At 71.9% G+C, this 26,249-nt stretch carries 24 protein-coding genes; 14 read left to right on the forward strand and 10 right to left on the reverse strand.

Annotated features, from left to right (window positions below):
- Nucleotides 1–88 precede the first annotated feature (88 nt).
- The 4 genes from IE311_RS19805 to IE311_RS19820 are packed head-to-tail and all read left to right on the forward strand — an operon-like array spanning nt 89 to nt 3,553.
- On the forward strand, nt 89–529 hold the full coding sequence (locus IE311_RS19805; RefSeq protein ID WP_189833055.1) for a hypothetical protein: 441 nt from the start codon (nt 89–91) through the stop codon (nt 527–529).
- 13 nt (nt 530–542) lie between these two features.
- On the forward strand, nt 543–2,000 hold the full coding sequence (locus tag IE311_RS19810) for a hypothetical protein (protein ID WP_189833056.1): 1,458 nt from the start codon (nt 543–545) through the stop codon (nt 1,998–2,000).
- Between the two features lie 47 nt (nt 2,001–2,047).
- Nucleotides 2,048–2,656: a hypothetical protein gene (locus IE311_RS19815; protein ID WP_189833057.1), complete on the forward strand. Its 609-nt coding sequence runs from the start codon at nt 2,048–2,050 to the stop codon at nt 2,654–2,656.
- 54 nt (nt 2,657–2,710) lie between these two features.
- Nucleotides 2,711–3,553: a histidine kinase gene (locus IE311_RS19820; protein WP_189833058.1), complete on the forward strand. Its 843-nt coding sequence runs from the start codon at nt 2,711–2,713 to the stop codon at nt 3,551–3,553.
- 188 nt (nt 3,554–3,741) lie between these two features.
- On the opposite strand, the gene IE311_RS19825 is transcribed toward IE311_RS19820, so the two are convergent.
- Nucleotides 3,742–4,539, reverse strand: a complete 798-nt coding sequence (locus tag IE311_RS19825) for a carbon-nitrogen family hydrolase (protein WP_189833059.1) — start codon at nt 4,537–4,539, stop codon at nt 3,742–3,744.
- 155 nt (nt 4,540–4,694) lie between these two features.
- On the opposite strand from IE311_RS19825, the gene IE311_RS19830 reads away from it, so the two are divergent.
- Nucleotides 4,695–5,522: a maleylpyruvate isomerase family mycothiol-dependent enzyme gene (locus tag IE311_RS19830; protein WP_189833060.1), complete on the forward strand. Its 828-nt coding sequence runs from the start codon at nt 4,695–4,697 to the stop codon at nt 5,520–5,522.
- 93 nt (nt 5,523–5,615) lie between these two features.
- Here IE311_RS19830 and IE311_RS19835 read toward each other — a convergent pair whose 3' ends face one another.
- The 5 genes from IE311_RS19835 to pdhA all read right to left on the reverse strand — a co-directional run bounded on the left by IE311_RS19835 (nt 5,616) and on the right by pdhA (nt 11,368).
- Nucleotides 5,616–6,932, reverse strand: a complete 1,317-nt coding sequence (locus IE311_RS19835) for an MFS transporter (protein WP_189833061.1) — start codon at nt 6,930–6,932, stop codon at nt 5,616–5,618.
- The gene (locus tag IE311_RS19840) at nt 6,929–7,570 is read right to left on the reverse strand and encodes a GntR family transcriptional regulator (protein ID WP_189833062.1); all 642 of its coding nucleotides are present in this window, start codon (nt 7,568–7,570) and stop codon (nt 6,929–6,931) included. The genes IE311_RS19835 and IE311_RS19840 overlap by 4 nt, the downstream gene beginning before the upstream one ends.
- Nucleotides 7,571–7,741: 171 nt before the next feature.
- Entirely contained in the window at nt 7,742–9,175 is a 1,434-nt protein-coding gene (locus IE311_RS19845; protein WP_189833118.1) for a dihydrolipoamide acetyltransferase family protein, read from the reverse strand.
- Nucleotides 9,176–9,206: 31 nt separating this feature from the next.
- Nucleotides 9,207–10,187 carry an alpha-ketoacid dehydrogenase subunit beta gene (locus IE311_RS19850; protein WP_189833063.1) on the reverse strand — a complete coding sequence of 327 codons (981 nt, stop codon included), beginning with the start codon at nt 10,185–10,187 and terminating at the stop codon, nt 9,207–9,209.
- A gap of 2 nt (nt 10,188–10,189) precedes the next feature.
- Nucleotides 10,190–11,368 carry a pyruvate dehydrogenase (acetyl-transferring) E1 component subunit alpha gene (gene pdhA, locus IE311_RS19855; RefSeq protein ID WP_189833064.1) on the reverse strand — a complete coding sequence of 393 codons (1,179 nt, stop codon included), beginning with the start codon at nt 11,366–11,368 and terminating at the stop codon, nt 10,190–10,192.
- Between the two features lie 338 nt (nt 11,369–11,706).
- Between pdhA and IE311_RS19860 the strand changes: the two genes are divergently transcribed.
- The 3 genes from IE311_RS19860 to IE311_RS19870 all read left to right on the forward strand — a co-directional run bounded on the left by IE311_RS19860 (nt 11,707) and on the right by IE311_RS19870 (nt 14,287).
- The gene (locus IE311_RS19860; protein ID WP_189833065.1) at nt 11,707–12,366 is read left to right on the forward strand and encodes a response regulator; all 660 of its coding nucleotides are present in this window, start codon (nt 11,707–11,709) and stop codon (nt 12,364–12,366) included.
- A 163-nt stretch (nt 12,367–12,529) separates the two neighbouring features.
- Nucleotides 12,530–12,982 carry a pyridoxamine 5'-phosphate oxidase family protein gene (locus IE311_RS19865; protein ID WP_189833066.1) on the forward strand — a complete coding sequence of 151 codons (453 nt, stop codon included), beginning with the start codon at nt 12,530–12,532 and terminating at the stop codon, nt 12,980–12,982.
- Nucleotides 12,983–13,219: 237 nt separating this feature from the next.
- Nucleotides 13,220–14,287, forward strand: a complete 1,068-nt coding sequence (locus IE311_RS19870; protein WP_189833119.1) for a phosphotransferase — start codon at nt 13,220–13,222, stop codon at nt 14,285–14,287.
- Nucleotides 14,288–14,311: 24 nt separating this feature from the next.
- Here IE311_RS19870 and IE311_RS19875 read toward each other — a convergent pair whose 3' ends face one another.
- Nucleotides 14,312–15,913 (reverse strand): protein kinase domain-containing protein, encoded by a 1,602-nt coding sequence (locus tag IE311_RS19875; RefSeq protein ID WP_189833067.1) that lies wholly within the window; start codon nt 15,911–15,913, stop codon nt 14,312–14,314.
- 275 nt (nt 15,914–16,188) lie between these two features.
- Between IE311_RS19875 and IE311_RS19880 the strand changes: the two genes are divergently transcribed.
- Complete coding sequence (locus tag IE311_RS19880) at nt 16,189–17,844, forward strand: protein kinase domain-containing protein (RefSeq protein ID WP_189833068.1); 1,656 nt, start codon at nt 16,189–16,191, stop codon at nt 17,842–17,844.
- Nucleotides 17,845–17,957: 113 nt separating this feature from the next.
- Here IE311_RS19880 and IE311_RS19885 read toward each other — a convergent pair whose 3' ends face one another.
- Entirely contained in the window at nt 17,958–18,320 is a 363-nt protein-coding gene (locus tag IE311_RS19885; RefSeq protein ID WP_189833069.1) for a hypothetical protein, read from the reverse strand.
- Between the two features lie 55 nt (nt 18,321–18,375).
- On the opposite strand from IE311_RS19885, the gene IE311_RS19890 reads away from it, so the two are divergent.
- The 5 genes from IE311_RS19890 to IE311_RS19910 all read left to right on the forward strand — a co-directional run bounded on the left by IE311_RS19890 (nt 18,376) and on the right by IE311_RS19910 (nt 24,052).
- Nucleotides 18,376–18,825: a hypothetical protein gene (locus IE311_RS19890; RefSeq protein WP_189833126.1), complete on the forward strand. Its 450-nt coding sequence runs from the start codon at nt 18,376–18,378 to the stop codon at nt 18,823–18,825.
- Between the two features lie 95 nt (nt 18,826–18,920).
- A complete protein-coding gene (locus IE311_RS19895) occupies nt 18,921–19,607 on the forward strand; it encodes a PadR family transcriptional regulator (protein WP_189833070.1) in 687 nt (228 codons plus the stop codon).
- Between the two features lie 171 nt (nt 19,608–19,778).
- A complete protein-coding gene (locus tag IE311_RS19900; RefSeq protein ID WP_189833071.1) occupies nt 19,779–20,513 on the forward strand; it encodes an ABC transporter ATP-binding protein in 735 nt (244 codons plus the stop codon).
- Entirely contained in the window at nt 20,510–23,374 is a 2,865-nt protein-coding gene (locus tag IE311_RS19905) for an FtsX-like permease family protein (protein ID WP_189833072.1), read from the forward strand. The genes IE311_RS19900 and IE311_RS19905 overlap by 4 nt, the downstream gene beginning before the upstream one ends.
- Before the next feature lie 132 nt (nt 23,375–23,506).
- Nucleotides 23,507–24,052: a bacterial proteasome activator family protein gene (locus tag IE311_RS19910; RefSeq protein WP_189833073.1), complete on the forward strand. Its 546-nt coding sequence runs from the start codon at nt 23,507–23,509 to the stop codon at nt 24,050–24,052.
- A gap of 87 nt (nt 24,053–24,139) precedes the next feature.
- On the opposite strand, the gene IE311_RS19915 is transcribed toward IE311_RS19910, so the two are convergent.
- Nucleotides 24,140–25,126, reverse strand: a complete 987-nt coding sequence (locus IE311_RS19915) for an NAD(P)H-quinone oxidoreductase (protein ID WP_189833074.1) — start codon at nt 25,124–25,126, stop codon at nt 24,140–24,142.
- A 55-nt stretch (nt 25,127–25,181) separates the two neighbouring features.
- Nucleotides 25,182–26,243 carry a potassium channel family protein gene (locus tag IE311_RS19920; protein WP_229902037.1) on the reverse strand — a complete coding sequence of 354 codons (1,062 nt, stop codon included), beginning with the start codon at nt 26,241–26,243 and terminating at the stop codon, nt 25,182–25,184.
- Nucleotides 26,244–26,249 lie beyond the last annotated feature (6 nt).

Genomic DNA, 26,249 nt, shown 5'->3' on the forward strand with positions numbered 1-26,249 from the left:
GCATCCGGCCTTGCGTCTCGGCCGTCACCACGGAAACATACGGTGCACCTGCAAAGTGATGATCATTCTTTCATGGGGGCGCAGCGGCATGGGTTTTGACGAGGACTGGGCAGGAATACGGTCCGGCACGACGGCGGAGGCCTCCGTCGGCATGCGGTTGAACCAACTCGACGGCGGCGGCGGAGGTGGGCCGTCGGGCGGTGCGCCCCACCTCGCCACCGCACCAGCAAAGAAGAAGGCCGCGGCAAACACGATCGAGACCGAGCTGGAGCCGGACACCGCGAAGGCCGCCAAGGTCGCGGACGCCGCCACGACCGCCGCCGTCGGCGGCTTCGAGGGCTGGGCGACGGCGGCCGGTCTGAAGACCGTCGAGACCACCTGGGACAGCCAGGTGAAGGGTCTTCTCGCCCGGCTGTCGTCCGAGAAGACCGCGTTGCGCGGTACCGCGGTGGCGTTCGGTCAGCAGGAGCTCGACACCCGTGCCCGGATCGCGGGGGTCCGGCCGACCTCGTCCATCGAGCGGTACTGAGGGGCGGACGGACATGCTGACGTACTCCGAGATCATGACGACCGACCTGGGCAAGCTCGCCACGACCGCCGACAAGTGGAACGAGATGGCGGGCGATCTCCACAAGGTGGAGGAGCGTTACCGGGACAGCGTGCAGTCGCTCACGACGGCGCAGAGCTGGCTGGGCGAGAGCGCGACCGCCGCCCATACCAATTTCGCCGCGACCCGCTACGAGTACCAGGCGGCGCAGACCCAGGCGAAGGCCACCGCGACGCTGCTGCGCAACGCCCACGAGCAGTTCACCGAGCTGAAGAAGCAGTTGGACAACGCCCGCGCCGACGCCGTCAAGGCCGGGATGAAGGTGTCCGAGCAGGGCAGGGTGGCCTACGACTACGAGCGGCTGTCGCCGGGCGAGCGCAGTGCCCTGCACCACGACCCGGACGGCGCCAAGAGCGTCCGGGAGGCCGAGACGGCCTGGGCCGAGCACCTCGACGGCTGCGTGAAGGCCTTCGACCTCGCGGACCAGGACCTGAAGAAGGACCTGGAGGCCGTGGTCAAGGACGGCTACGGCAACAAGAACGACGCGACGCTCGGCACCGGGTTCAACGGTGACGCGGGCAAGGTCGCCTCGGCCGACGACAAGGCCAAGGACGACCGGATGAACCTGGCCTGGCTGAAGATGAAGGACGACGAGACGCTCGACGACTACGTCCAGCGGCTCCAGCGCGACGGCATCGCGAAGCTCACCGGCAACGAGAAGCTGGCCGATCTGGTCGACAAGTTCACCAAGGGCACCATCACGGCGGGCGCGTTCGCGGGCGCTCTGACCGCGGCCGGTCTGTACTCGTACAAGCTGTCCAAGGCGATCCGGCCGCCGTTCGTCCACCCGACCGCGCCCGGCACCTTCCTGTCCCGGCAGTTCAACATGCGGCTGGCCGGGGCGGCTCCCGGCAGCCTGCTCACCAAGGTGCCGCCGGGTCTGGCGACGGCGCTGACCGGCTCCGACGAGGCCGCCATGTTCGGCGGGTTCATGCGCAACGGCGCCTTCTTCATGCCGACGGCCGCCGAGGCCAACCTCGTGAAGGTGGCGCAGAACGGTGGTCTCGCCAACGCCGCCAAGGCGGCGGGCTGGATTCGGGGCGCCGGTGTCGTCGGCGGTGTCGCGGCGACCGCGTACGGGGTGGCCAACCTCGCCACGTACAACACGGACATGATCAAGGCCGATCCGGCGAAGTTCGCCTCGGACCTGACGGGGACGGCGTTCAGTGCCTCGATGACGGCGCTGACCGTGGCCCCGAACCCGGTCACCCTCGGTCTCGCCGTCGGTACGGGTGTGGCGTACGGGGCGGCGTTGATCTGGGACAACCACGAGGCCATCGGGAAGGGTATCGAGGAGGCCGGGGACTGGATCGGTGACAAGGCGTCCGACGTGGGGTCCGGCATCGCGAGCGGGGCGAAGAAGCTGGGCAGCGCGCTGAACCCCTTCGACTGAGTCCGCCCGCCGAGTCCGTCCCTCCTGTCACCGAAAAGGATCCGTCCATGCACACCCAGGTCAGCCCGTTCGAACTCCATGCGTGGAAGGAGGGGAACCGGCACGACTACAGCGCGGGCTGGAAGGGGGTCTCGCCGGAGTTCGGCGAGATCCTGCTGACCTGCCCGCTCCCCCGCACCAGCCCCGAGTCGCTCGTCTCGGAGGTGCGCGGCGGGCGTCTTCCCGTCGCCTCCTTCGAGACGCGGGGGATGCATGCCGAGGGGCTGAAGCTGCCGACCCTGAACCGGTCGACGCTGCGGGTCGGCGACCGCGTGGTGTACGTGGAGCGGAACCGTTTCGGTGCCACTCTCGAGCAGCGCGCGCTGACGATGCGGTACGCGGGCGACCGCTACCGGCTCGCGGCCCTCGACAAGAACGGCTATGTCCTGACCCGCGAGCCCGACGACGAGGACCCCGGGGTCGAGATCACCGTGCGGGAGTCGGGGCGGGGCAGGAACCGCAGGCTCGGTGTGCGGGTCGGCGGGCGCGCCGAGGGCGGGGACCTGGCGCTGGCGCTGATCTTCGCGGGGGTCGACCGTTCCGTGCTGACGCGGGTCGGCGCGGTGAAGGCGGGCATCTCCCGCGTGACCCATTTCTGGACCGAGTCCCAGTACTGACGGCCGGGCCGCCGACCGTTCCACCCACCATCCGTCTACCCGAGTGAGCGACACATGCCTTCCTTCGACGTGACCCGATCCCGTTTCCGGCTGGCCGACGACGAGGTCTTCGTCCTCGCCCAGCTGGCGACCGGGCAGCCGGTCCCGGAGTCCATGGCGCCCGCCGAGGCGCGGCTGCGGGACTGCGGGCTGATGAACGGGGCCGGGGAGCTGTCCACGCTCCTGCTGCCCCTGATGCGGACCCTCGTGCAGCCGTCCGTGATCGTCTCCCTGGAGGCGGGCGGCCGGCAGGGCACGCTGCACCACGGTCTGCTGATCGGCGACGACCACGTCGTCTGCCACGAGACCTGGCCGGGCCAGGAGGAGGCGGAGTACCGCCTCGTGGAGCCCCGGACGCTGGTGTGGACGCTGGCCGATCTGGTCGGGCTGCGCCGGTCCGGTGTCCCGGATGCCGGGGAGCGGGTCGTCGAGACGACGGTGGGTGTCCTGGAGGCGGGGCTCGCGGCCCTGGAGAAGGCCGCGTCGACGCCCGGCGCGGACGACCGGACGCTGGTCGTCGAGGCGCTGCGGGCGGCGGGCACGGCGGACGACACCGCCGCGCTGCTCGGGGAGCTGATCGTGGAGGTGCGCTCCAACTGGCGCATGACGGCGGCCTGGCAGGGCCGTCAGGAGGGGGTGCGGGGTGTGGCGGCCCGTGCGGTCGCCGCCTGGGACTGCGGCCCGCTCGGCTATTGGCTGCGGGAGCTGCCGGCCGAGCCGCTTGCGGAGGGCGGGGCGTCGGCGGACAGCCCGTTCCGGCTGCGCCGCGTCGCTCCGAAGCGGATCTGGGAGGAGCTGACGGGCCTGCTCCCGGACGCGTCGGAGCTCGTACGGGAGCAGGCCCCGCCGGAGGCGTGATCGGGGGCCCGGCGGGGGCGGGGCGGAAAACCGCCCCCGGGCCCGGGAGCCCGGCGGGGGGCGGAGCCGCTCGGCCCTGCCCGGCTGATCGGACCCGGCGGGGCCGGTCGGACCCGGAAGGCCCGGAAGGCGGAAGCCCGGAAGCCCGGAAGCCCGGGAGCCCGGGAGCCCGGCGGGGCCGGTGTCGCTCAGCCCCGCTTCGGTGTCGCGATGCCGAGGACCCGGTCCTTCAGGGCCGGGAACTGTTCGCGGGTCGTGGTGATCTTGGCCGGGTCGAGGACGGCTCGGAGGATCTCCTCGTCCGGGCCGGCCTCGGCGAGGGTCTCGCCCCAGGGGTCGACGACGATCGAGTGGCCGGCCTGTTCGACGCCCGCGTGGGTGCCCGCCGTACCGCAGGCGAGGACGTACGCCTGGTTCTCGACGGCGCGGGCGCGGGCGAGCAGGCTCCAGTGGGCGCGGCGGCGGGCGGGCCAGCCGGCGGGGACGACGAAGGCCTGGGCGCCGGCGTCGACGAGCCCGCGGAAGAGTTCGGGGAAGCGCAGGTCGTAGCAGGTGCCGACGCCGACGGTGAGGTGGGGCAGGTCGACGGTGACCAGGTCCTCGCCGGCGGCCATCATCACCGCCTCACCCTTGTCGAAGCCGAAGCGGTGGATCTTCCGGTAGGAGGCGGCGAGTTCGCCGTCGGGGGAGAGGACGAGCGAGGTGTTGTAGAGGGCGCCGCCCTCGGCCTCGACGAAGGAGCCGGCGTGCAGCCAGACCCCGGCGTCGCGGGCGGCGGCGGCCATCGCCCGGTGGGTGGGGCCGTTGAGGGGCTCCGCCTCGGCGGCGAAGGACTCGTAGGCGAAGGCTCCCATGGGCCACAGTTCCGGCAGGACGACGAGGTCGGCGCGGCCGGATTCCTCCCGTACGAGGCGCCCCACACGGGCGCGTCGGGCGTCGACCGGTTCGTCCGGGTCTACCGCGATCTGGATCAGCGAGGCGCGCACACTACCACCGTCCTGGCATTCGAGCCGTCAACACAGGCCTACGATCGTCACACGAAAGCACTGCCGGGGTGCCTTCGGGCAGCGTAACTTAGCGTCCGAGCCTCCCACCCAGTCGTGTTTTGAGCCCGCGCACCGAAGAACCGCCGAGGGGTCCCGTGACCGTCCATCCCAGCCTCCAGAACTATGCCGACGCCTGGACCCACTCCATCGAGGCGATAGCCGAGCTGGTGCAGCCGCTCGTGGAGGGCGAGTGGAACCGGCCGACACCGTGCCCCGGCTGGTCGGTTCGGGACATCGTGTCCCATGTGATCGGCATGGAGACGGAGATGCTCGGCGACCCGCGGCCGATCCACTCCCTGCCGCGCGATCTCTACCATGTGCGCAGTGACTTCGCGCGCTACATGGAGGTTCAGGTCGATGTGCGGCGGCACCACACCGCGCCGGAGATGACCTCGGAGCTGGAGTACATCCTGATCCGCCGGGCCCGGCAGCTGCGCAACGAGAACCGCTCCCCCGAGCATCTGATCCGCGCCCCTCTCGGTGCCGAGCAGTCGCTGGAGCTGGCGTACCGGATGCGTGCCTTCGACGTGTGGGTGCACGAGCAGGATCTGCGGGCGACGCTCGGTGTGCCGGGCAACGTGGACTCGGCGGGTGCTCATGTGACGCGGGACGTGCTCCTGGAGGCGCTGCCCAAGGTGGTCGCCAAGGACGCGGGCGCGCCGGCCTCTTCGGCGGTGGTGCTCGATGTGAGTGGTCCGGTGGAGTTCCTGCGGACCGTGCGGGTCGACGCGGAGGGCCGGGGTTCGATAGACGGTGCCCCCTCGCTCGGTCCCGCGGTGACGCTGGCGACGGACTGGGAGACGTTCGTGCGTCTGGCCTGTGGCCGGGTCCGGCCGGCCGATGTGGCCGACCGGGTCAAGACGGAGGGCGACGAGGCGCTGGCGCGGGCCATCCTCGAGAACTTCGCGGTGACGCCCCGGTAGGTCCCCGTACGGGGGCGTCGGGTCCTCGCACGGGACGTCGGGGGCCGGTCGGGGTCGTCGGGGCCGGTCGGGGTCCGTCGGGGCCCTGCATCCCTACACGGGCACGTGTACGGCCTCCACGCGGCTTGCGACGAGCCGTTCGCGTTCCCTGCGGTGGGTGCGGGCCTTGAGGCGCAGGATCTGGACGACGCCGAGAGCCTCCAGGACGAAGACGGACGAGAACGCGATCCGGTAGTTGTCGCCGGTCGCGTCGAGCAGCACGCCGACGGCGAGCAGCGTCGTCATCGAGGCGACGAATCCGCCCATGTTGACGATGCCGGACGCGGTGCCCTGACGCTCGGGCGGGTTCGCCGGGCGGGCGAAGTCGAAGCCGATCATCGAGGCCGGGCCGCAGGCGCCGAGGACCAGGCAGAGGGTGACGAGCAGCCACATCGGGGCGTGGTCGCCGGGGTACGCGAGGGTCGTCGCCCAGAGCAGGGCGGTCGCGGCGACGGTGCCGAGGGCGAGCGGGGCGCGGGCCGTGTGGTGGCGGGCGATGATCTGCCCGTACGCGAGGCCGATGACCATGTTCGAGAGGACGACCAGGGTGAGCAGCCCGCCGGCGCTCGACCGGGAGAGGCCCTGTGCCTCGACGAGGTAGGGCAGTCCCCACAGCAGCAGGAAGACCATCGCGGGGAACTGGGTGGTGAAGTGGACCCACATGCCGAGCCGGGTGCCGGGTTCCCGCCAGGATGCGGCGATCTGACGGCGGACGAAGGCCGCGCCGGCGTGGGTGGCGGGCTGGGGTTCGTACCCCTCGGGGTGGTCCTTGAGAAAGAGCAGCAGCAGGACGAGGACGAGGACGCCGGCGAGGGAGCTGCCGACGAAGGTGGTCGTCCAGCCGAGACCGTGCAGGGCGCGGGCGATGAAGACGGTGGAGACGAGGTTGCCGGCCATGCCGAAGAGGGCGGCGACCTGGCCGATGAGGGGGCCTCGGCGGGCCGGGAACCAGCGGGAGCCGAGCCTCAGGACGCTGATGAAGGTCATGGCGTCGCCGCAGCCGAGCAGGGCCCGGGAGGCGAGCGCGGTGCCGTACGAGGGGGAGAGCGCGAAGCCGAGCTGGCCGAGGGTGAAGAGGACGACGCCGAGGGCGAGGACCTTCTTGGTGCCGAGCCGGTCGACCATGAGGCCGACGGGTATCTGCATGCCCGCGTAGACGAGCAGCTGGAGTATGGAGAAGGTGGAGAGCGCGGAGGCGTTGACGTCGAAGCGGTCGGCGGCGTCGAGTCCGGCGACGCCGAGGGACGTGCGGAAGATGACGGCGACGAAGTAGACGGCGACGCCGACGCCCCAGACGAGGGCGGCGCGGCGGCCTCCGGGCGGGTCGCCGGGGAGGGTGACGGCGGAGCCGTATCCGTTGCGGCCGCTCACCGGTCCTCACCCCGGACCAGGATCTTGACCCAGCTGAGGTGCTGGCGGACGCAGTGGGCGGCGCCCTCGACGTCGCCGGCCTTGATGCGGTCGAGGATCTCGGCGTGTTCGGTGATGTTCTTGGCGACGCGGTCGGGCTGGGACTGCATCACGGCGACGCCCATGCGCAGCTGGCGGTCGCGGAGCTGGTCGTAGAGGCGGGAGAGGATCTGGTTGCCGGCGTGCTGGACGATCTCGGCGTGGAAGCACCGGTCGGTGACGGCCACTTCCGCGAGGTCTCCGGCGGCGGCCCGTCGCTTCTGTTCCTCCAGGAGCTCTTCGAGTCGTTCGACGAGCGAGGCGGGGGCGGGTACGGCGCGGCGGACGGCGAACTCCTCGACGAGCAGCCGGGTCTCGACGACGTCGGCGATCTCCTGGGCGGAGACGGCGAGGACGAGGGCGCCCTTCTTCGGGTAGAGCTTGAGCAGCCCTTCCATCTCCAGCTTGAGCAGTGCCTCGCGGACCGGCGTCCTGGACACCCCTACGGCGAGGGCGAGTTCGCCTTCGGTGAGGAGGGTGCCTCCCTCGTAGCGCCGGTCGAGTACGGCCTGCTTGACGTGCATGTAGACACGGTCGGCTGCGGGGGGTGCGGATGCCATGAACACAGCATAGATACAACAGAGGTGCAACAGGGGCCCTGTCCGCATCCTGGACGAGGGCGCCTACGGGAACCGGTGGCCGTGGCAGTCCGCGCCGCCGACCGGGAAAGACGTCCGGCGGTGGCCGAAGCCACCGCCGGACGTTTCACGTGAAACAGGCCGAGCCGGCCGTCACGCCCAGGTGATCAGGCGCTTCGGCTGCTCCAGGACCGCGGCGACGTCCGCCAGGAACTTGGAGCCGAGCTCGCCGTCGACCAGTCGGTGGTCGAAGGAGAGAGCCAGCGTGGTGACCTGACGCGGCTTCACCTTGCCCTTGTGGACCCACGGCTGGAGCTTGATCGCACCGACCGCGAGGATCGCGGACTCGCCGGGGTTCAGGATGGGCGTACCGGTGTCGACGCCGAAGACGCCGACGTTGGTGATGGTGAAGGTCCCGCCCTGCATCGCCGCGGGGGTCGTCTTCCCCTCGCGGGCGGTGGAGACCAGCTCGCTCAGCGACGCCGAGAGCTCGGGCAGGGTCTGCGCGTGCGCGTCCTTGATGTTCGGCACGAGCAGACCGCGCGGCGTGGCCGCGGCGATGCCCAGGTTCACGTAGTGCTTGAGGACGATCTCCTGTGCCGCCTCGTCCCAGGCCGCGTTGATCTCCGGGTTGCGCTTCACCGCGACCAGGACGGCCTTGGCGATGAGGAGCAGCGGGTTGACCCGCAGGCCCGCCATGTCCTTGTCGGACTTGAGCTCCTCGACCAGCTTCATCGTGCGGGTGATGTCGAAGGTCACGAACTCGGTGACGTGCGGGGCGGTGAAGGCCGAACCGACCATCGCCGCCGCCGTGGCCTTCCGTACGCCCTTGACGGGCACACGGGTCTCCCGGGCGTCGGTCGACACGACGGCCGCGGGTGCCACGACCGCGGCCGGTGCCGGGACCGCCGCGGGCGCAGGGGCCGGAGCGGGGACGGGGGCGACCGGCGCGGGCGCCGGAGCGGCGGCCGCGTGGACGTCCTCACGGGTGATGATGCCGTCGGGACCGGTCGGGGTGACCGTCGCGAGGTCGACGCCGAGGTCCTTGGCGAGCTTCCGGACCGGCGGCTTGGCCAGCGGCCTCGCGCCGGCCGGCGCGTGCCCGTTGAGCTGCTCCGGTACGGAGACCGCGACGGGCGCGGCCTGGACCGGAGCCGCCGGGGCGGCCTGGGCCGTATCCGTCGCCGGCTTGCGCGGGCGGCGCTTGGTGGAGCTGGCGGCCACGCCGTAGCCGACGAGGACCGGCGTACGGCCCTGCGGCTCGGCCTCCTCCTCGACGGCGGCCGGGGCCACCGCGGCCGGAGCGGGCGCCGCCGCCGGAGCGGCCTCGGCGACCGGGGCCGCCGGGGCCTCGGGCGCGGCACCGCCGCCGACGTTCACCGAGATGATGACCTGGCCGACGTCGACCGTCGTCCCCTCGGGGAAGCGCAGCTCGTGGACCGTGCCGTCGAAGGGGATCGGCAGCTCGACCGCGGCCTTGGCCGTCTCGACCTCGCACACGATCTGACCGTCCTCGACCGTGTCACCGGGCTGGACGTACCACTTGAGGATCTCGGCCTCGGTGAGGCCCTCGCCCACATCGGGCATCTTGAATTCGCGGATCGTCACGGTGCTCTCCTCAGTACGCCAGCGAGCGGTCGACGGCGTCGAGCACGCGATCGAGACCCGGCAGGTACTCCTCCTCCAGGCGCGCCGGCGGGTACGGCGCGTGGTAGCCGCCGACCCGCAGGACGGGGGCCTCCAGGTGGTAGAAGCAGCGCTCGGTGATCCGGGCGGCGATCTCCGCTCCGGAGCCGAAGAACACCGGCGCCTCATGGACGACGACCAGACGGCGGGTCTTCTCGACCGAGGCCTGGATCGTGTCGAAGTCGAGCGGGGAGATCGAGCGCACGTCCACGACCTCGATCGACTTGCCCTCTTCGGCGGCGGCCGCGGCCACCTCCAGGCAGGTCTTCACCATCGGGCCGTAGGCCGCCAGGGTGAGGTCCGTGCCCTCGCGGGCGACCCGGGCCTTGTGCAGCTCGCCGGGGATGGCCTCGGTGTCGACCTCGCTCTTGTCCCAGTAACGGCGCTTGGGCTCGAAGAAGATGACCGGGTCGTCGCTCTGGATCGCCTGCTGGAGCATCCAGTAGGCGTCGTTGGAGTTGGCCGGGGTGACGACCTTGAGGCCCGCGACGTGCGCGAAGAGCGTCTCGGGGGACTCGGAGTGGTGCTCGACGGCGCCGATGCCACCGCCGTACGGGATGCGGATGACGATCGGCATCTTCACCGTGCCGAGCGAACGGGCCCGCATCTTCGCCAGCTGGGACACGATCTGGTCGTACGCCGGGAAGACGAAGCCGTCGAACTGGATCTCCACGACCGGGCGGTAGCCGCGCAGGGCGAGACCGATCGCGGTGCCGACGATGCCGGACTCGGCGAGCGGGGTGTCGATGACCCGCTCCTCGCCGAAGTCCTTCTGCAGCCCGTCGGTGATCCGGAAGACACCGCCGAGCTTGCCGACGTCCAGGCCCATGATCAGGACCTTGGGGTCGGTCTCCAGGGCCTTGCGCAGCGACTCGTTGAGCGCCTTCGCGAGGGGAAGCTTCTGAACAGCCATGATTACTCGGCCTCTCCGCCCTCGAAGGACGCCTGGTAGGCGGCGAACTCAGCCCGCTCCTCGTCGACGAGCGCGTGCCCGTCCGCGTACACGTTGTCGAAGATCGCCATGTGCTCCGGGACGGGCATGGCGCGGACGACCTCGCGGACGTGCTTGCCGAGCGTCTCGCTCTCCGTCTCCAGCTCCTCGAAGAAGGCCGCGTCGGCGTGACCCTCGTTCTCCATGTACGTCTTGAGGCGCTGGATCGGGTCCTTGGCCTCCCACTCCTCGCGCTCCGCGTCCCGGCGGTAGCGGGTCGGGTCGTCGGAGGTGGTGTGGGCGGCCATGCGGTAGGTGTACGCCTCGATGAGCGTCGGGCCCTCGCCGCGGCGGGCGCGCTCCAGCGCCGACCGGGTCACGGCCAGGCACGCGAGGACGTCGTTGCCGTCGACGCGGACACCGGGGAAGCCGAAGCCGCGGGCGCGCTGGTAGAGCGGGACGCGGGTCTGCTTCTCGATGGGCTCGGAAATGGCCCACTGGTTGTTCTGACAGAAGAACACGACCGGGGCGTTGTACACCGCGGAGAAGACAAACGACTCGTTCACGTCACCCTGGCTGGAGGCGCCGTCACCGAAGTACGCGATCACGGCGGAATCCGCGCCGTCCTTGGCGATGCCCATGGCGTAGCCGGTGGCGTGCAGGGTCTGCGCGCCGAGAACGATCGTGTACAGGTGGAAATTGTTGGTGCTCGGGTCCCAGCCGCCGTTGTTCACACCGCGGAACATGCCGAGAAGGTTGGTGGGGTCGACCCCGCGGCACCACGCGACGGCGTGCTCACGGTAGGTGGGGAAGACGTAGTCGTCGTCCCGCAGGGCGCGGCCGGAGCCGATCTGGGCGGCCTCCTGGCCGAGCAGCGAGGCCCACAGGCCCAGCTCGCCCTGGCGCTGGAGCGCGGTGGCCTCGGCATCGAAGCGACGGCTGAGGACCATGTCGCGGTAGAGACCGCGCAGCTCCTCGGCGCTCAGGTCGATGTCGTAGTCGGGGTGCTGAACGCGCTCTCCCTCGGGCGTCAGCAGCTGGACGAGCTCGGGCTCTGCGCCCTGCGCCGCCGGTGCCTTCTTCGCGCTTGCGGCGCTGGTGGTGCGCTTGGCGCCGCTGCTGCGTCGCGTCGTCTTGCGCGCGGCAGTGCTCTCCACGGTCACGTGCGTGCTCCTCCGTCGGTCCGGCCTCCGGGTTCGCCGGTAAGCCAGTGCGGCTCCGCCTTATCCGTACCCTTCGCACGGGGTGGGTGCGACGCGGCCGGAGTCGGGCGTGACAGGTGCCCCGGCGAGCGCCGTCATAGGCACGTTACCCATAGTGCAGCATTCCCGCGAAACCCCATTTGACCTGCGATTTTGCTTGGATTTCCAAGTAAATCGAGAAAAGGGGGACTCTCCGCTGGTCAGCGCATGGACAACGGCCCGACGCCTTCGTCGGAACATCCGGCACGTTATCCCGCGCACCCCGGGCGCGGGAAGAGCCAATATGTGAGACTGACTGGGTGCGCGAAGAAGGAAAAATCCGGGTATTTCTGTTGGACGACCACGAAGTCGTCCGGCGCGGCGTCCACGAGCTGCTCTCCGTGGAGGACGACATCGAGGTGGTCGGAGAGGCCGGAACGGCGGCGGACGCGCTGGTCAGGATCCCTGCGACCCGCCCGGACGTGGCCGTGCTCGACGTGCGGCTGCCGGACGGCAGCGGGGTCGAGGTGTGCCGCGAGGTCCGTTCGCAGGACGAGGACGTCAAATGCCTGATGCTCACCTCGTACGCGGACGACGAGGCCCTCTTCGACGCGATCATGGCCGGTGCCTCGGGATACGTCCTCAAGGCCATCCGCGGCAACGAGCTGCTGAACGCGGTGCGGGACGTGGCGGCCGGCAAGTCGCTGCTCGACCCGATCGCGACCGCCCGCGTCCTGGAGCGGCTGCGCGACGGCAACAACCCGAAGGGTGACGACAAGCTCGCCAACCTGACGGACCAGGAACGCAAGATCCTCGACCTGATCGGCGAGGGCCTGACCAACCGGGTCATCGGCGAGCGGCTCCACCTCGCGGAGAAGACCATCAAGAACTACGTCTCCAGCCTGCTGTCGAAGCTGGGCATGGAGCGTCGCTCCCAGGCCGCGGCGTATGTCGCGCGGCTCCAGGCGGAGCGTCACTGACGGTCGTCCGAGCGAGGCGCGGACCGCGCCCGCGGTCGCGGCCCGCGCCTCACCCGTACGGCCCAGAGCGGGGCCGCCGGCCCCGGTTCGGGACCTACGTCCCGCCGAAAGCGGGGCAGGGGCCCCTTTTCCGACAGGGTGCCGGTGGCGGAGAGTGGATGCCATGTCCACCGAGGAGAGCCGCGCCGTCGAGTTGATCAGCCGTGTGTCGTACGGCCGGGTGGCGACGAGCATGCGGGCGATGCCGTTCGTCGCCCCCGCCCGGCACATCGTGTCCGACGGCCGGGTCCTGCTCCGGCTGCACCGGGGACTCGGCTACCACCGCGCCTGCAACGGCAGCGTCGTCGCGTACGGTGCCGACAACCTCAACTCCGGGTCCGAGAAGCTGTGGTCCGTGCAGTTCACCGGCACCGCCGAGATCGTCGAGCCGACCGAGGACGAGCTCGCGGCCTTCGGGACCGAGCCGGAACTGGTGGACGGCGAGCCCTTCGACCCGGTCTACATGCGGATCGAACCGCAGTTCGTGACGGTCCACGCGCTCGACTACGCGAGCGAGACCCCGGCGACCCGTCCCGGCCCCCGTTCCGTGCGGCGACACCTCCACCACGTAGCGTGATCTAACATCTGGCGGGTGCCGCGCTCATTTGAAACGCTGACTCCGCCGACCGCGTCGCCGCTCCCCCCGGCGGAGTCCCACGCCGGTGCCCCACGCCCGGCACCCCGGCCGCCCGCCGCCCCGACGGCCCGCCGGGCGACAACCGTGCCCATCGGACCCGCGGGAAGCGTGCCCGCCCGACCGGCGGGAGCCGTACCCACCCAGCCCGGCGGCTCCAGGCCCACCGGCTCCCGGCCGATCGCCACCCGGCCCGGCGGCTCCCCGCCCACCGGCTCCCGGCCCGTCGGCTCCCCGCCCGTAGGAGCCCTGCTGCGCCGCCACCGGCACGCCGGAGAGCCCCTCTCCTGCGTGCCCGTCACCGAGGGCCTGCTCAACCGCGGCTTCCGCCTCTCCACCACCCGCGGCACCTACTTCCTCAAGCAGCACCTCGACGCCCCCACCGCCGACCGCGCCACCATCGCCCGCCAGCACCGCGCCACCCAGCGACTGCACGCCCTCGGCCTCCCCGTCGCCCCGCCGCTGCCCGACGCCACCGGACGCACCGTCGCCGTCATCGACGGCCACTGCTACGCCCTGCACCCGTGGATCGACGGCCGGCACCGCGACGGCACCCAGCTCTCCACCGGCTGCTCCCGCCGCCTCGGCACCCTGCTCGGACAGGTCCACACGGCCCTGGAACGGGTGATGGAGCCCTCGGGGCCGGACGGGACGCCCGGGACCGCCGACGACGGCGTCTGCGCGAGCGCCGACCTCCTGGACACCTTCCGGGCCATCGACGAACTGATCCGCCTCGCCCGCGCCCACCGCCCCCGGGACAGCTTCGACGCCCTCGCCGAGCACCGGCTCAGGGAACGGCGCCGGCTGCTCGCCCAGCACGCCCACCACCGGCCGCCGCCCGCCCGCGCCGCCGGCTGGGTGCACGGCGACTTCCACCCGCTGAACCTGCTCTACCGGGGGGCCGAGCCCGCCGCGATCGTCGACTGGGACCGGCTCGGGGTCCGCCCCAGGGCCGAGGAGGCCGTCAGGGCCGCCGCGATCTTCTTCGTACGGCCGGAGGGCGAGCTGGCCCTGGAGAAGGTCCGGGCGTACGCGCGCGCGTACCGGCGGGCGACGGGCGCCGACCGCGCCGAGCTGGCGGCGGCGGCGCACCGGGTCTGGTGGGAGCGGCTCAACGACTTCTGGACCCTGCGCTGGCGCTACCAGCTGCACGACCGAAGGGCCGACCCGCAGTTTCCTGCGGTGTCGGCCCTGGCGGTCTGGTGGACCCGCGAGTACGAGGCGGTGCGCGACGCCTTCACGGGGTGAACCCGATCCGGACGGTCCCGCGGATCAGCCCGTCTCGGCGTTGCCCGACGGGGGCGTGTCCGGATTGCCGTCGTCGGTGGGATCGGTGACCGGATCGGTCGACGGCGTACCCGTGGGCTCGGTGGGCGGCGCGGTCGTCTTCGTCGGCGTACCGGTGGGATCGGTCGGCGGCTCGGTCGTGTGCGACGGCTCGCCCGTGGGGTCGACGGTGGTCGGCGGGATCGTCGTCGGGGGGACCGTCGTCGGGGGCGTCCACGGCTCCTGCGTGCTGCCGCCGTTCGACGTGCCCGGGTCCGTCGACGTCTCCTCGGAGGGCTCCTCCGAGGGCGTGGGCTCCTCGGGGGTCTTCGACGAGGAGTTGCTGACGGTCGGCGTCGTGCCGCCCGTCGTACCGTTCTTGTCGTTCAGGTTGTCGATGGCGAAGACGACACCGGCGACGACCGCGATCAGCGCGAGGGCGGCGAACAGCCACACCTTGCCGCGGCCGCCGTTGCCCTGCGGGCCGTAGGACCCGTCCTGGCCGTAGCCGTTTCCGCCCGTGCCGCCGTAGCCGCCGTACCCGCCGTCGTCGGGGTTCATCGGCGGAAGGATCGGGCCCTGCGCGGTCTCGCCGTGCATCGGGTGACCCATCGCGGTCGTCGCGGCCATGCCGCCGCCCGGCGTGTGACCGCCCTCGTGCATCTCGACCGGCCCGGTGTTCCACGTGCCGGTGTGGCCGCCCTGCTGCTGGAGCATCTGCAGGCCGTACTGGATGAGGCCGCGCATCTCCTCGGCGCTCTGGAACCGGTCGTCCGGGTCCTTCGCGAGGGAGCGCATCACCAGGCCGTCGAGCTCCGGCGGCACGGAGTGCGTGACGTCGGACGGCGGGACCGGCACGTCCTGGACGTGCTGGTACACGACGGACAGTGGGGTCTCACCGGTGAACGGGGGCCGCAGCGCGAGCAGTTCGTAGAGGAGGCAGCCCGTCGCGTACAGGTCGGAGCGGTGGTCGACGGCCTTGCCCAGCGCCTGCTCGGGGGAGAGGTACTGCGGGGTGCCCATGACCATGCCGGTCTGGGTCATCGTCGACTGCGCGCCGTGCAGGGCGCGCGCGATGCCGAAGTCCATGACCTTCACGGCGCCGGCGTGGGTGATGATCACGTTCGCCGGCTTGATGTCGCGGTGCACGATGCCGTGCTGGTGCGAGTAGGCCAGCGCCTCCAGGACTCCGGAGACGATGATCAGGGCCTGCTCGGGCCCGGGGGCCTCGGCGCTGAGCAGCAGATCGCGGATGGTGCGGCCCTCGACCAGCTCCATCACGATGTACGGCACGGGCCGGCCCGCCACGAGGTCCTCGCCGGAGTCGTACACGGCGACGATGGCGTGGTGGTTGAGCCCGGCGACGGACTGGGCCTCACGGGTGAAGCGCGCCTTGGAGACCGGGTCCTCGGCGAGATCGGCGCGCAGCAGCTTGACGGCGACCGTGCGGCCGAGCCGTACGTCCTCCGCGGCGAAGACCTCCGCCATGCCGCCGCGGCCCAGACGGTGCGTCAGCCGGTAGCGGCCGTCGCCGACGACTCCGCCGACGCCCCAGGACTCCGCCGACGAGTCGGGCACACCGCCGCCTGCTCCGGATTCGGGTGCCATCAGTCCTCGCCGTCGTCTGTTGTGCCGTGTCCAGTCGTCACGCTACAGGCTCCGTACGACATCACGGTCCGAGATGGACCGGCCATCCAACCCCTTCCGCGTACACCTGTGCAAATTCGGCGGGATTGCTCCACCCCTTCGGAAACACTTCGGAGAAGCTTCCTGTGCGGAGGGTCACGGAACGGGCACCCGGCTTGACGTGTCAGGGCCCTCGGGCAGACTTGGCCAGGAAATTCCGGATCAACGCCGCCACGCGCGCGTAGGGGGAAGCACAGATGAGCCAGGACGGCGCACAGGGCCGCTATGCGGGCGGTTCGGTCGCGGGCGGCCGGTACCAGCTGCGCGACCTTCTCGGCGAGGGCGGCATGGCGTCGGTGTACCTGGCCTACGACAGCGCCCTCGACCGCCAGGTCGCGATCAAGACGCTGCACACGGAACTCGGCCGGGAGCAGTCCTTCCGCGAACGGTTCCGGCGCGAGGCGCAGGCGGTCGCGAAGCTGTCGCACACCAACATCGTCTCGGTCTTCGACACCGGCGAGGACACCCTCGACGGCGCCGTCATGCCGTACATCGTCATGGAGTACGTGGAGGGGCAGCCGCTCGGCTCGGTCCTCGCCTCGGACATCCAGCAGTACGGCGCGATGCCGACGGACAAGGCGCTGAAGGTCACGGCCGACGTCCTGGCCGCCCTCGAGGTCAGCCACGAGATGGGCCTGGTCCACCGCGACATCAAGCCCGGCAACGTGATGCAGACCAAGCGCGGCGTGGTCAAGGTCATGGACTTCGGCATCGCGCGGGCCATGCAGTCCGGGGTGACGTCGATGACGCAGACCGGAATGGTCGTCGGCACCCCTCAGTACCTCTCCCCCGAGCAGGCCCTCGGCCGCGCGGTGGACGCCCGCTCCGACCTTTATTCGGTCGGCATCATGCTCTTCCAGCTGCTGACGGGCCGCCTGCCCTTCGACGCCGACTCCCCGCTGGCCATCGCGTACGCACACGTGCAGGAGGAGCCGGTCGCCCCGTCCTCCGTCAACCGGGCGGTGACCCCGGCGATGGACGCGCTCGTCGCCCGGGCGCTGCGAAAGAACCCGAACGAGCGGTTCCCGAGCGCGGCGGCGATGCGCGACGAGTGCCTGCGGGTGCTCTCGGCCGGTCAGACCGGTGCCCCGGTGATCGTCCAGGGCGGTCCGGTCAGCAGCGGCGCGGGGGTCGGCTCCGCCGTCTTCCCGCCGATCGGCCAGACCCCGCCGCCCGGCCCGCACGGGGTGCACCAGCCCTACCAGCCGCCGACGCCGCAGCCGGGGCCGTACGGACACGCGACCCCCGCGCCCGCCCCGTCGTACGGCTACCCGCAGCAGGCCCCGACGCCCGCACCGGCCTACCAGAGCCCGGCGCCGGCGTACCAGGCGGCGCCCACGCCCGCGCCGTACTCCTCGGCGCACACACCGGCGCCCACCTCGTCGGGCGGCGGTTCGCGGCGGAACACGCCGGTGCTCGTGGGCGCGATCGTCGTCGCCCTGCTCGCGGTGGGCGGCCTGCTCGTGGCGCTGAAGCTCGACAAGGACAAGGACCCGGACCCCAACGCCGGTGGCACCGGTGGCACCGGCACGCAGCAGAGCCAGACCGCGGCCCCCGGGCACAAGGGCCCGGACCTGACCAAGACCATCGACCAGAAGAAGTGCAGCCAGCCGACGGAGTCGAGCGACGACCCGGAGAAGTTCGAGGTCCCGAACTTCACCTACAAGAACATCCAGTCGGTGAAGGACTGCGTCCAGGCCGCCGGCTGGAAGATCATGACCCAGACCCCGGTGGACGAGTCCACGTACGGCGAGGGCACGGTCCTCGAGCAGTACCCGCCGGCCGGTGAGGACATCACCGACAAGGACGCCGAGTTCACCCTGAAGGTCTCGACGGGCAACCCGCCGCAGTAGTCCCGAGGCCTCCTGACACCCCCTTACGCCTGCTGCCCCCGTCCCGGATGCCGGAAACGCCCCGTCATGTGACGCTGAGTTGACCACCTCGGCGGCTCGGTACGGGAGGGGGGTCACCCGGTGACTCCAGCACTCCGCAGGTCCCGGGCGCGGGCTCTCGGCCCCGCGCTCACCTGCGTGTTCGCCTGCACGTGCCTCTTGTTCGGCACTCCCCTCGGGTACGGAGCGGAGCGGGCCCACGGGGCGGAGCGGCCCGGCACGTCGGCGGATACCGCGGCCCACCGGGCGGAGGCACCCCGCACCTCGGCGGGAACCGCGGCCCACCGGGCGGAGGCGCCCCGCACCTCGATGGGGACCGCGGCGGCCGCGCCCACGGCCACCGGCACCACTCCGGGGGTGCCGTCGGCCCCGGCCACGGACTCTCCGGTCCCTTCCGCCCCTTCGGTCTCCTCCGCCGCGGCCTCCCCGGCCGTCACTCCCCCTCGCTCCTCCTCCGTTCCCGTCCCGCCGGGGCCGAGCGGGGGCGCAGGCATGCCCGCGCCCCCGGCTGCCCCGACCCACGGCACCGGGGCGCCCACCTCCGCGTCGACCGCCGAACCCACCGACGCCCCCGCCCCCGCCGGCTCCGCCTCCCTGGCGGGCCGGCCCGCCGGCGAAGGCCGGCCGAGGCCCGGACGGCCCGAGGCGCCGAGCGCCCCGGAGAGCGACGGGAGCGGGCCGTCCGAGGAGTCTCGTACCGAAACCGCTACAGAGCCGGGTGGCCGCGAGGCCGCCGAGGAGGAGGGCGGGGCGGTACGCGAGGAGGACGCCGGCCTGCCGGAGATGGCGCCCGCCAGCCGGCCCGCCGCCGCGCCGCACATGGCGTCCGAAGCCGCACCCACCCTCGTCGACCAGCGGATTCCCGTCCTCACCCTGGGAGTGGGGCTGGCCCTGATGGGGCTCGGGATCGGTTTCCTCGGGCTCCGGATGCGGCGCCGCTGAGCCCTCCGGCCCGCCCGTGTCCCCCTTGAGGCGGACCTCCCGCTTCCGTCTCAGGGCGGTTGTTCGCGACGGCATACCCGGTATACATACTGAGTATGTCGATTCGCCACGGGCTCCTCGCCCTCCTCGAACGCGGCCCTCGGTACGGCTCCCAGCTCCGTACGGAGTTCGAGTCCCGCACCGGTTCCACCTGGCCGCTGAACGTCGGTCAGGTCTACACGACCCTCAGCCGGCTGGAGCGCGACGGCATGGTCGCCCAGGGCGGCGAGGACGCCGCCGGGCACGCGCTCTACGCGATCACCGACAGCGGCCGCACCGAGCTCAGGACCTGGTTCGGGAAGCCGGTGGACCGCACCAGCCCCGCCCGTGACGAGCTGGCCATCAAGCTCGCCATGGCCGTGGGCGCGCCCAGCGTCGACATCCGCGATGTCATCCAGTCCCAGCGCCGCCACACCGTGAAGGCGATGCAGGACTACACCCGGCTCAAGGCCCAGGCGCTCGTCGCCGTCGAGAGCGGCGGGGCCCGGGAGCGCGACGACGTGGCCTGGCTGCTCGTCCTGGAGCAGCTGATCTTCCAGACCGAGGCCGAGGCGCGCTGGCTGGACCACTGCGAGTCCCGGCTGATCCGCCTCTCGGCGACGGCCGCGAACTCCGGGTCCGGAGCCGACGCGCCGGCCCCCGCGACCGCGCCCCGTGCCGAAGAGGCGGCCCCGGCCGAAGCCCCGAAGGCCGCCGACCGGCAGGGCACCGACGCGTCCCCGCCCGTGGCCGGGGCGCGCTGACCGTACCGCCGCGCCCCACCCGTACCGCCCGCACACGATCTTTCCCGCCGTCCCCGCGCAGTGCCTCCCTTACCGCCTGCGCACGACCTTCCCTATCGCCTTCGCACCGCCTTTCCACCGCTCGCTCCCGTACCCGGCCGACCGCCGCGTACGCCCAAGGGGGGACCCCTCATGTCCGCACAGCAGCCCGTGCTGCAACTCCAGAACCTGACCCGCGTCCACGGCGCGGGTGCCACCGAGGTGCATGCCCTGCGCGGTATCGACCTCGCCGTGTACCCCGGTGAACTCGTCGCCGTCATGGGCCCGTCCGGCTCCGGCAAGTCCACGCTGCTCACCATCGCGGGCGGTCTCGACACCCCCACCTCGGGCCGGGTGATCGTCGAGGACACCGACATCACCGCCGCGAGCGTGAAGGAGCTCGCGGCCCTGCGCCGCCGCAGCATCGGCTACGTCTTCCAGGACTACAACCTCATCCCGGCCCTCACCGCCGCCGAGAACGTGGCCCTGCCACGCGAACTGGACGGGACCTCCGCCCGCAAGGCGCGCGTCGAGGCCCTGAAGGCCCTGGAGGAGATGGGGCTCGGCCATCTCGCCGACCGGTTCCCCGACGAGATGTCCGGTGGCCAGCAGCAGCGCGTGGCCATCGCCCGCGCCCTCGTCGGCGACCGCCGGCTCGTCCTCGCCGACGAGCCGACCGGCGCCCTCGACTCCGAGACCGGCGAGTCCGTCCTCGCCCTGCTCCGCAGCCGCTGCGACGCCGGTGCCGCCGGTGTCCTCGTCACCCACGAGCCGCGGTTCGCGGCCTGGGCCGACCGGGTCGTGTTCCTGCGGGACGGTGCCATCGTCGATCAGACGGTGCGCAGCGAGGCCGATTCCCTGCTGTCGGGCCAGGTGGCTGAGGCGTGAAGACCTGGTTCCACTCCTGGCGGGCCGCGATCCGTATCGCCCGCCGTGACGCCTGGCGTTCCAAGGGCCGCAGCGCCCTCGTCCTGGCCATGATCGCCCTGCCGATCCTGGGTGTCAGCGCCCTCGATCTGACCCTGCGCAGCTCCGAGTTGTCCCCGGCCGAGCGCGCGGACCGCACGATCGGCGCGGCGGACGCCCGGTTCTCGGACCCCACCTACGGCGGGGTGCCGATCTTCCAGGACCCCGTCGGCGACATGAACACGCCGGCGAAGGACTACGGCGACACGGCCTGGCCGAGCGGCCCCACCGATGTCTCCAAGGCCATCCCGGCGGGCGCCACGGTCCTCACGGACACCTCCGGCTCCGCGAAGCTGACGACGGCCCACGGTCTGCTCTCGACCGACGTACGTGAGCTGAAGGCCGCCGATCCGGTCGCGCGGGGCATCATGACGCTCCTGGAGGGGCGTTACCCGGAGAAGAACGACGAGGTGATCGCGACCTCCCACTTCCTGGAGGCCAGCGGCCTGTCGATCGGCTCGACCCTTTCCGCCCGCAACTTCGACCGTCCGTATCGGATCGTCGGCGCCTACGAAATTCCCGACGCGCTCAAGGCCGACCAGGTCAACGCGCTGCCGGGGGCCTTCCACGTGCCGTACGCGAAGGCCGTCGCGAAGGCCGGGCTGCAGCCGCCCGGCGCCACCACCACGTACCTCGTGCGCAAGTCCGGTGGTTTCACGTGGAACATGGTCAAGGAGATCAACACCAAGGGTGTGGTCGTCACTTCGCGTGCCGTGCTCCTCGACCCGCCGGCCGATTCCGAGGTCCCGCTCTACCAGAAGGACGGCTGGGGCAACTTCGAGTCCAGCGCGGCGGGCAACGCCGCCGAGCTCGCCGCCCTCGGCACCGTCGTCGGCCTGGCGATGCTGGAGATCTGCCTGCTCGCCGGACCCGCCTTCGCGGTCGGCGCCCGGCGCTCGCGCCGCCAGCTCGGTCTGGTGGGCGCCAACGGCGGTGCCCGCAGCCACATCCGGGCCATCGTGCTGAGCGGCGGTCTGGTCATCGGTGTCGCCGCCGCGGTCACCGGCACCGTCCTCGCCCTGATCCTCACCCTGGCGCTCCAGCCGGTCCTCGAGGAGACCATGGGCCAGCGGTTCGGCGCCTTCGACGTCCGGCCGCTCGAACTCCTCGGCATCGCGCTGCTCGCCGTGCTGACCGGCCTGCTCGCCGCCATCGTGCCGGCCGTCACCGCCTCCCGGCAGACCGTCCTCGCCTCGCTCACCGGCCGGCGCGGAATCCGCCGCAGCAGCCGGGTACTGCCCCTGATCGGTCTCACGGCCGTCCTGATCGGCGGCGCGATCGCGCTCTTCGGCTCGATGGTCAGCGAGCAGTTCATCGTCGTGGCGGGCGGCTCCGCCATCGCCGAGCTGGGCGTCGTCGCGATGACCCCGGCCCTGGTGGGCCTGTTCGGCCGGACCGGCCGCTGGCTGCCGCTGTCGCCGCGGCTGGCGCTGCGGGACGCCGTGCGCAACCGGGGCCGTACGGCACCCGCCGTCGCCGCCGTCCTCGCCGCCGTCGCGGGAACGGTCGCCGTCTCCACCTACATGGCCAGCACGGAGGCCCAGTACGAGGCCGAGTACGAGGCCCGGCTTCCGTACGGGGCGGTCTCCGCCTTCGTCATGGAGGAGGGCGGCCGGGACGTCCCCGCGGTCCGCGAGGCGCTCCAGCGCCACTTCCCGGTCGACGTCCGCGCCGACGTCGAGCGCGTCTCGGTCGGCAAGCCCGGCTGCGAGCCGTGGTCGAGCGAGGCGGGCTGCGGCCGGTACGAGGTCGTCATCCCGCCGGGGAACGAATGCCCGCTGTACGTCAGCGTTCCCGGCGGCGGCGACCCCTCGGAGAAGTTCACCCCCGAGCAGCGCCGCAAGCTGCTCACCGACGACTGGCGGTGCAACGAGACCGGCAGCAACGGTGTGATCTACGTCGACGGCGGCCTGATGGTCGGTGACGCCAAACTCCTCGAGGTCCTCGGCATCAAGGACGCGGGAGCCGAGAAGGCCCTCGCCGAGGGCAAGATCGTCAGCTTCAGCCGTACCCAGATCGACAAGAACGGCGCCATCGGGATCCGTCAGATCACCGATGTCGCCGCCGCCGACAAGGCCTCCGAGGAAGGCCGTCCCGCGCCCGGCAAGGTCAGCTCCATCCCCGCCTACCGAGTGCCCGGCGACCCGAAGACCTACGGCCTCCAGGCCCTGATGACCCCGGCCACCGCCAAGGCCGCCGGCCTCTCCACCGTGCCGCTGGGGGCGTACGCCAGCACCGACCGGATGCCGGAGAGCGAGGCGCGCCAGAAGCTCGACGGCGAGTTCAACAAGCTTGGCAGCAACGTCGAGTTCCACCTGGAGGAAGGTTTCGTCAACGAGAACAGCATCATCCTGCTGGCGCTGGCCATCTTCGCGGGCCTCGTCACCATCGGCGCCGCCGGCATCGCCACCGGGCTCGCCCAGGCCGACGCCGAGGCCGATCTGAAGACGCTCGCCGCCGTGGGCGCCCCGCCCCGGGTCCGCCGCACGCTCAGCGGCTTCCAGTGCGGAGTCGTGGCCGCGATGGGTGTCGTCCTCGGCTCGGCCGCGGGCCTCCTGCCCGCGATGGGCCTCCGGCTCACCGACGAACGGGAACGGATCCGCTACCACGAGCAGTCCGTCGCCGAGGGCTGGTCCACCGACCTGACCCCGCCCGACCTCCCGATCGTCATCCCCTGGGAGACCCTGGCGGGCCTGCTCGTCGCCGTACCGCTCGGTGCCGCTCTGCTCGCCGCCCTGGTGACCCGCTCGCGCGGCGCCCTGGCCCGGCGCGAGGCGACCTGACGGTCGCGGCGAACGGCGCTTCGACACCGACCTGACGGTCTTCGTTGCCGTCCTGTGCCCCTGTACGAGGGTGGATCACCCTCGTACAGGGGCACACCTCGTGATGACGCGTGTGTACGAGAGAATGGCGGCATGGAGATGCCGAGGAATGACAGGTCGCAGGAGAGCCCCCAGGTCCTCATCGTGGGACAGGACGGTATGGCGCTCGGCGGCACTCAGGGCGACGACGAACCCCGCGAGGTCCCGGTGACGGAAATGGTCGAGCAGCCTGCGAAGGTCATGCGGATCGGCAGCATGATCAAGCAGCTCCTGGAGGAAGTACGCGCGGCACCTCTCGACGAGGCCAGCCGGGTCAGGCTCAAGGACATCCACGCCAGCTCCGTGAAGGAGCTGGAGGACGGGCTCGCGCCCGAGCTGGTGGAGGAACTGGAGCGTCTGTCCCTGCCGTTCACGGACGAGGCGATCCCCTCCGAGGCGGAGCTGCGCATCGCGCAGGCGCAGCTGGTGGGCTGGCTGGAGGGCCTCTTCCACGGCATCCAGACCGCGCTGTTCGCCCAGCAGATGGCGGCCCGCGCGCAGCTGGAGCAGATGCGCAGGGCGCTCCCGCCGGGTGCGTCCCACGACGATGACGACGACGACCGCGGCCACGGCGCGATCCGCTCGGGGCCGTACCTGTAGGAGACGGCCCGGAACCGTATCCGCAGGAGACGCGAGACGACACGAGGGGCCCGGCACAGGGTGTGCCGGGCCCCTCGCGCGCGGGTCTCAGTCCTGGGGCGCCAGCAGCAGCACCTTGCCGACATGGCCGCCGGACTCCAGCACCCGGTGGCCCTCGGCGGCGTCCGGCAGCGGCAGCGTCCGGTCCACGACGGGCCGGACCGTGCCCGCGCCGATCAGCGGCCAGACATGCTCCCGTACGGCCGCGACGATCGCCGCCTTCTCCTCCGCCGGGCGGGCACGCAGCGTGGTCGCCATGACGGCGGCGCGCTTCGCGAGCAGCGCCCCGAGGTTCAGCTCGGCCTTCACCCCGCCCTGGAGCCCGATGACGACCAGCCGGCCGCTCACGGCCAGCGCCTTCACGTTCCGCTCCAGGTACTTCGCGCCGACGATGTCCAGGATGACGTCCGCGCCGGCCCCGTCCGTCGCCTTGTGGAGCTCCTCGACGAAGTCCTGCTCGCGGTAGTCGATGAGGATGTCCGCGCCGAGCTCGGCGCACCGTGCCAGCTTCTCGGGCCCCCCGGCGGTCACCGCGACGCGGGCCCCGACCGCCTTCGCCAGCTGGATCGCCATCGTGCCGATCCCGCTCGCACCCCCGTGCACGAGCAGTGTCTCGCCCGGCCGCAGGTGCGCGATCATGAAGATGTTGGACCAGACGGTGCAGGCGACCTCGGGGAGCGCGGCGGCCGTGGCCAGGTCGACGCCCTCCGGAACGGGGAGCAGCTGACCGGCCGGGACGACGACCTTCTCCGCGTAGCCGCCGCCCGCGAGCAGCGCGCACACCTCGTCGCCGACGGACCAGCCGGAGACCCCCGGGCCGAGTGCCGAGATCCGGCCCGAGCACTCGAGGCCGGGGTAGCGGGAACTGCCCGGCGGCGGGTCGTAGAAGCCCTGGCGCTGGAGCAGATCGGCGCGGTTGACGGCGCTCGCCACCACCTCGACGAGGACCTCGCCCTCGCCGGGTACGGGATCGGGCACCTCGGCCCAGACGAGGGCCTCGGGGCCACCGGGTTCCGGAATCGTGATCGCATACATGGCGGCGAGGCTACTCCCGGCTCCGGGGCCGGGCCCCCGGGGTCAGTCCTTCGGCTCAGTCCTCCGGAGGTGTGCTGAGCGGGGTGACGGGCGCGGCGCGCACGATGGTGATCACCCGGTCGGTGAGCTGGAGCGGGCTGGCCGCGGGGTCGTCGTACCCGAGCAGCCGGTGGCCGCGGAGCACGCTCACCACCAGGTCGCCGGTCTCCCGCACGCTCTTCCCGGCCTCGCTCTTGGTCACCGGGCGCTCCACCAGGTCGAGGCCGGAGCCCTGCTGGATCAGGTCCTCCATCACCGTGCCGGCGCTGGGGCTCAGCACGGAGAGGCCGAGCAGTCGCCCGGCGGCGCTCGCACTGGTGATGACCGCGTCCGCGCCGGACTGGCGCAGCAGCGGCGCGTTCTCCTCCTCGCGGACCGCGGCGACGATCTTCGCGCCCCGGTTGAGCTGGCGGGCCGTGAGGGTGACCAGGACGGCCGTGTCGTCGCGCTGGGTGGCGATGACGATCTGCCGGGCGCGCTGCACCTCGGCGCGGAGCAGCACGTCGCTGCGGGTCGCGTCACCGACGACGCCGACGAATCCGTCCGCGTTCGCCGTCTCGATCACCTTGTTGGAGGGATCGACGATGACGATCTGCTCCTTGCTGAGACCGGTCGCGCAGAGCGTCTGGATCGCGGACCGCCCCTTGGTGCCGAAGCCGACGATGACGGTGTGGTCGCGCAAGGTGGACCTCCAGCGGTTCAGTCGGAACTCCTCGCGGGTCCGCTCGGTGAGGACCTCGAGGGTGGTCCCGACCAGGATGATCAGGAACAGCACGCGCAGGGGCGTGACCAGCAGAATGTTGGCGAGCCGCGCCGTGTCGCTGTACGGGACGATGTCGCCGTATCCGGTCGTGGAGAGCGTCACGGTCGCGTAGTAGGCGCAGTCGAGGAAGTCGAGCGTCCCGTTGGCGTTGTCGTGGTAGCCGTCGCGGTCGACGTAGACGATGAGGATCGTCACCAGGAGCACGCCGAGCGCCATGAGCAGCCGCTTGCCGACCTGGCGCAGGGGACGCTCGACCTCCCGGCGGGGCAGCTTGATCTGCGGACCGGAGATCCGTTCGTCCGCCTGACGTGCCATCACGTC

Source organism: Streptomyces zaomyceticus, from assembly GCF_014656215.1.
Taxonomy (GTDB): domain Bacteria; phylum Actinomycetota; class Actinomycetes; order Streptomycetales; family Streptomycetaceae; genus Streptomyces; species Streptomyces zaomyceticus.

Bases quoted from the DNA above. Each gene is read 5' to 3' on its own strand.
- IE311_RS19805 (WP_189833055.1), top strand. From the start codon at position 89: ATGGGTTTTGACGAGGACTGGGCAGGAATACGGTCCGGCACGACGGCG.
- IE311_RS19810 (WP_189833056.1), top strand. From the start codon at position 543: ATGCTGACGTACTCCGAGATCATGACGACCGACCTGGGCAAGCTCGCC.
- IE311_RS19815 (WP_189833057.1), top strand. From the start codon at position 2,048: ATGCACACCCAGGTCAGCCCGTTCGAACTCCATGCGTGGAAGGAGGGG.
- IE311_RS19820 (WP_189833058.1), top strand. From the start codon at position 2,711: ATGCCTTCCTTCGACGTGACCCGATCCCGTTTCCGGCTGGCCGACGAC.
- IE311_RS19840 (WP_189833062.1), bottom strand. From the start codon at position 7,570: ATGGCATCCGCACCCCCCGCAGCCGACCGTGTCTACATGCACGTCAAG.
- IE311_RS19845 (WP_189833118.1), bottom strand. From the start codon at position 9,175: ATGCCCGATGTGGGCGAGGGCCTCACCGAGGCCGAGATCCTCAAGTGG.
- IE311_RS19850 (WP_189833063.1), bottom strand. From the start codon at position 10,187: ATGGCTGTTCAGAAGCTTCCCCTCGCGAAGGCGCTCAACGAGTCGCTG.
- IE311_RS19865 (WP_189833066.1), top strand. From the start codon at position 12,530: ATGTCCACCGAGGAGAGCCGCGCCGTCGAGTTGATCAGCCGTGTGTCG.
- IE311_RS19875 (WP_189833067.1), bottom strand. From the start codon at position 15,913: ATGGCACCCGAATCCGGAGCAGGCGGCGGTGTGCCCGACTCGTCGGCG.
- IE311_RS19880 (WP_189833068.1), top strand. From the start codon at position 16,189: ATGAGCCAGGACGGCGCACAGGGCCGCTATGCGGGCGGTTCGGTCGCG.
- IE311_RS19890 (WP_189833126.1), top strand. From the start codon at position 18,376: ATGCCCGCGCCCCCGGCTGCCCCGACCCACGGCACCGGGGCGCCCACC.
- IE311_RS19895 (WP_189833070.1), top strand. From the start codon at position 18,921: ATGTCGATTCGCCACGGGCTCCTCGCCCTCCTCGAACGCGGCCCTCGG.
- IE311_RS19900 (WP_189833071.1), top strand. From the start codon at position 19,779: ATGTCCGCACAGCAGCCCGTGCTGCAACTCCAGAACCTGACCCGCGTC.
- IE311_RS19910 (WP_189833073.1), top strand. From the start codon at position 23,507: ATGGAGATGCCGAGGAATGACAGGTCGCAGGAGAGCCCCCAGGTCCTC.
- IE311_RS19915 (WP_189833074.1), bottom strand. From the start codon at position 25,126: ATGTATGCGATCACGATTCCGGAACCCGGTGGCCCCGAGGCCCTCGTC.
- IE311_RS19920 (WP_229902037.1), bottom strand. From the start codon at position 26,243: ATGGCACGTCAGGCGGACGAACGGATCTCCGGTCCGCAGATCAAGCTG.